This is a genomic window from Neisseria flava, assembly GCF_982712965.1.
Window position 1 is genome coordinate 1 of record NZ_CEXQBZ010000088.1, and the last position, 4,372, is coordinate 4,372.

Consider the following 4,372-nt stretch of genomic DNA (forward strand, 5'->3'; position numbering starts at 1 on the left):
ATCAGGAGGTATTGGGGGGAAGGAAATGGCCGAAAACCTGTGTTTGGGTTTCGGTTGTCGGGGGAAGGGCTTTTTTGTAAAGGTCTCACACTGTGAAGCCGCACCGCAGTTTGAACGGTGATACGCCGTTTGAGGTCTTGCAGGCTTATTTTTCTCAACCTGTGGTGTAAACAATGCGACGATTTCCTACAATCTAAGCACGGCGTATCGTGTATCCGTGTGCCCCACCCTCGAATTACTATAGTGGATTAAATTTAAACCAGTACGGCGTTGCCTCGCCTTGTCCTGATTTAAATTTAATCCACTATAACAAACCCGTAGCGTGGAATCCGTCCACAAAAATGATTAAAAAAGGTCGTCTGAAAATTCAAACACCAGGTTTTCAGACGACATTTCACATTTTTTCACCCATGCTCGGGAGGCTCCGGCGCACCTGCGGGCTGTTTGTAGCGGTTGTACATAAACAGATACTGCGTCGGGAACCGGCTTATCCAATATTCCGTATATTCATTGATTACCCGCGCATCGTGTTCTTTATCGCCGTTCAGTTCGCCGCGTAAGGGTTCGATGTGCAGGACAAACCCGCGTCCTTTCGGCAGGCGTTCTCCGCAGAAAAACAATGCCTTAACCCCTTTTACCTGCGCGAGCTTGCCTGCCAGCGTCATGGTAAAAGCCGGTTTACCGAAAAACTCTGCCCACACACCGTCTCCGCCTTCTTCTGGCGCAGGGACATGGTCGGGCAAAACGATGGTGGCTTCGCCCGCACGCAAGGCTTTGATGACCTGCTTAACGCCTTGAATACTGGTCGGTGCGGTTTTACCTTTACCGCGTACGCGCCCCGCCTGCATGACTTCATCCATCGCTTTGAGCTTCGGCGGTTTGTACATCGCCGTAAGTGGAAACGGAAGCTGTTGGCTGATATATCGTCCGGCAAGGTCGTAGCTGCCGATGTGCGGGGTAATAAACAACAATCCTTCGCCCGCATCCAACGCAGCCTGTACATGCTCCCAACCGCGTACTTCTACAAACAATTTTTCTATGCTCTCAGGTCGTCTGAAAAAAGCCACGGGCAATTCCAACCCGCCTTTGACGGTTTCGCGGAACACAGCCTTGACCGCCGCTTCATCGGGCTGCAAACCGGCCGTGCGCATATTGTCAAATACGCGTTCGCGATCCTCACGGCGCAGATAATAAACCACACCGCCCAACACGCCCGCCAATGCGTGCAACAGGCGCAGAGGCATGGCGGCGAAGAGTTTGAAGAAAAAGGTAATCAGAATATACATAAAGGTATACCAAAGAAAGGTGGTCGGATTGTATAGCCGAATACGCAGGCAGTCGATACCTCGTTGACTGCCTGCACGCCGTTCCCATCAAGATGCTCCTTCAAACCAAATAACAAAATTGATAGTAACCGTTGTAAAATTTTTACAGACTGAAAACGTACAGACAAGACTTTCCCTAAAACTTCGTTAATTTTAAAAAACAGTTGTCTGCTATCAATACAAATATCAAAAAAACAGCTTTGCTTTTTATATTTATCTGTTTATAAATTATTTTTTAAATTTCAACCCAAATCTACACTTCTGCCTTTTCATTTTCTTATAAATTAAACCTTGTTTTTCATTTCTAAAAAATCGTCTTTTTGCTCGTTTTAAAATACATTGGGATTTGATCAAACAACAATTATTTACGGCAAATTTAAACGCAAATGCTCTCTTTTGCTCCTGATTGATGTACACTTACGAACATAAGCATTTGAAATTTCTTAAAAATATAAGAAGAATCACAATCATCTTCTTTTTGTAATGCTTCTCAAATCAAACTACACGAACAGAAAGGCATACACCATGGAAACCAAACGTCTCTCTTCTCTTCTCAAACTCATCGCCAACCCCGAACGCATGACCATTTTGTTCATGTTGATGGACAGCGAACGCAGCATCGCTGAGTTATCCGAAGCACTCGGACAGCCTGCGACTGCTGTTTCCAACCATCTCGCGCGTTTGCGCTCCGAAGGTTTGATCGATTTCACCCGCTACCACCGCGTCATCGAATACCGACTGGTATCCGAAGAAGCGGCCGCCATTCTCAATACGCTGCGCCATTTGGAAAACCGTAAAGCCGCCTAAGGGCTGTTGAGCATTGTTTTCTCAAACGGATTTTTGTTTCAAAACCGGCAGCCGCCAAAATCCCCTGATGTTACAATAACGTCCCGTTTACCCAACAAAGCGGTTTTGCATGAACCGCTTTTGTTTCGTCCTTATTTTGCCCGAAAAGCCCGAAACGCTTTTCAGACGACCCTCACACACGGAATCTGCATGAAAATCACCACTTGGAACGTCAATTCCCTCAACGTGCGCCTGCCGCAGGTGCAAAACTGGCTTGCCGACCATCAACCCGATGTCCTTGTTTTGCAAGAGCTTAAGCTCGACCAAGACAAATTTCCCGCCGCCGCCCTGCAAATGATGGGCTGGCACAGCGTTTGGAGCGGGCAAAAAACCTACAACGGCGTCGCCATCATCAGCCGCAACGAACCGCAAGACGTACACGTCGGTCTGCCCGCCCTGCCCGACGACCCGCAACGCCGCGTCATCGCCGCAACCGTCAACGGCGTGCGCGTCATCAATGTTTATTGCGTCAACGGCGAAGCCCTCGACAGCCCAAAATTCCAATATAAAGAACAATGGTTTGCCGCTTTGACCGAATTTGTCCGCGACGAAATGACGCGCCACGAAAAACTGGTCTTACTCGGCGACTTCAATATCGCGCCAGCCGATGCCGACTGCTACGACCCTGAAAAATGGCATGAAAAAATCCACTGTTCTTCCATCGAGAGACAGTGGTTCAAAAATCTGTTGGATTTGGGCTTGACTGACAGCCTGCGCCAAATCCACCCCGAAGGCGCGTTTTACACTTGGTTTGACTATCGCGGCGCGATGTTCCAACGCAAACTCGGACTGCGCATCGACCACCAGCTTATCAGCCCCGCCCTGTCTGCCGTGTTGAAAGACGTTTATGTCGATTTGGACGCGCGCGCGCAAGAACGCCCGAGCGACCATGCGCCGGTTGTGGCTGAATTTGATTTGTAAGGCGTAATCTTTAAAAAAGGTCGTCTGAAAATCAAAAATTGGGTTTTCAGACGACTTTTTTAAATTCCGGGCTGTATTGGCGTGTACGGGTTTGACGTTTGGTTTTTTATTATTCAAACCACCAAAACTCTTATTCAATATGTCGCCTGACGCCCAAAGTCAACCTGTCTAAACCGGCCAAATCCTGTCGGGTTTCAATCTCTGTAAAACCATTTTCCGACAAAATCTGCCGTACTGCCCCACCTTGGTTATATCCATGTTCCAACAGCAACCACCCGCCCTCTTTCAAAAATTCAGACGCACGCTGTGCCAGCTCCCGAATACAAGTCAAGCCGTCGGCAAAATCGGTCAATGCCGTCTGAGGCTCAAAACGCAAATCTCCTTGATTCAAATGGCTGTCATCTTTCTCAATATAAGGAGGGTTGGAAACAATAACATCAAAACGATATTTGTCTTCAGACGACGTTTTATCCGTATCGAACCATGATCCTGATGCAAACTCAACTGCTGCACCTAAATTTTCTGCGTTTCGACGGGCAACAACCAAAGCCTGCCTGCTAATATCAGACGCGCGTACTTCTGCATCCTTCCGTTCCAATGCCACCGTAACGGCCACCGCCCCGCTACCGGTACCCAAATCCCAAACCCGTCCGTTTTTCGGGAGATGTTCGATAACCGCTTCAACCAAATGCTCGGTTTCCGGACGGGGAATCAAAACATCAGGGCAGACTTCAAACCAACGACCATAAAACTCCCGGCCACCCATGATATAAGCTATTGGCTCACCATTCAGACGACGCTCCGCCAAACTATCCAGCCGAGCGAAAATATCTGCCGGAATCGCTTCTGCTCCCTGCGTTATTAATTGAACACGGCTGTAACCTCCCGCCTTTTGCAAAAGCATACGTGCCTCTATGCGCGGTAGCGGAGACTGCCGTATCCAGTCATCTAATGTCATCACTCTTTTTTCATTCATTTCCATCTCATCATCCATCAACTCTGCCTGCTAAAAACAAACATAAAATACTTCCAAGATTTCCTTGAATTTACGAACATTTAATTTTCCAAGTAGACTTTTTTGTTCACCAAGCAACAGGATTAAGACGGGAAACATAACAATGCTGGAGGCTTTGTGAGGATTTCCCTATAGAAGATGTCGTTTGATGAAAAAACACAAAAACTATTGAAGGTCGTATCCCCTTATGAGACCTTTGCAAAATTCCCCAAAATCCCCTAAATTCCCACCAAGACATTTAGGGGATTTTCCATGAGCACCTTCT

Annotated in this window: 4 protein-coding genes and 1 pseudogene; 3 read left to right on the forward strand and 2 right to left on the reverse strand. The window is 47.5% G+C overall.

Annotation, left to right across the window (positions count from 1 at the left end; translation table 11 throughout):
• Positions 1-86: 86 nt before the first annotated feature.
• Positions 87-170 (forward strand): annotated as a pseudogene (locus tag AC5M9B_RS04545) (IS481 family transposase); the annotation flags it as partial.
• 234 nt (positions 171-404) lie between these two features.
• Here the strand turns inward: AC5M9B_RS04545 and AC5M9B_RS04550 are convergent.
• Positions 405-1,286, reverse strand: a complete 882-nt coding sequence (locus AC5M9B_RS04550; protein ID WP_209283074.1) for a lysophospholipid acyltransferase family protein — start codon at positions 1,284-1,286, stop codon at positions 405-407.
• 564 nt (positions 1,287-1,850) lie between these two features.
• Here AC5M9B_RS04550 and AC5M9B_RS04555 point away from each other — a divergent pair.
• On the forward strand, positions 1,851-2,132 hold the full coding sequence (locus AC5M9B_RS04555) for an ArsR/SmtB family transcription factor (RefSeq protein WP_070656723.1): 282 nt from the start codon (positions 1,851-1,853) through the stop codon (positions 2,130-2,132).
• Positions 2,133-2,321: 189 nt separating this feature from the next.
• Entirely contained in the window at positions 2,322-3,092 is a 771-nt protein-coding gene (gene xth / locus AC5M9B_RS04560; protein ID WP_019271373.1) for an exodeoxyribonuclease III, read from the forward strand.
• Between the two features lie 130 nt (positions 3,093-3,222).
• On the opposite strand, the gene prmC is transcribed toward xth, so the two are convergent.
• The gene (gene prmC, locus AC5M9B_RS04565) at positions 3,223-4,050 is read right to left on the reverse strand and encodes a peptide chain release factor N(5)-glutamine methyltransferase (RefSeq protein ID WP_029609848.1); all 828 of its coding nucleotides are present in this window, start codon (positions 4,048-4,050) and stop codon (positions 3,223-3,225) included.
• Between the last annotated feature and the right edge of the window lie 322 nt (positions 4,051-4,372).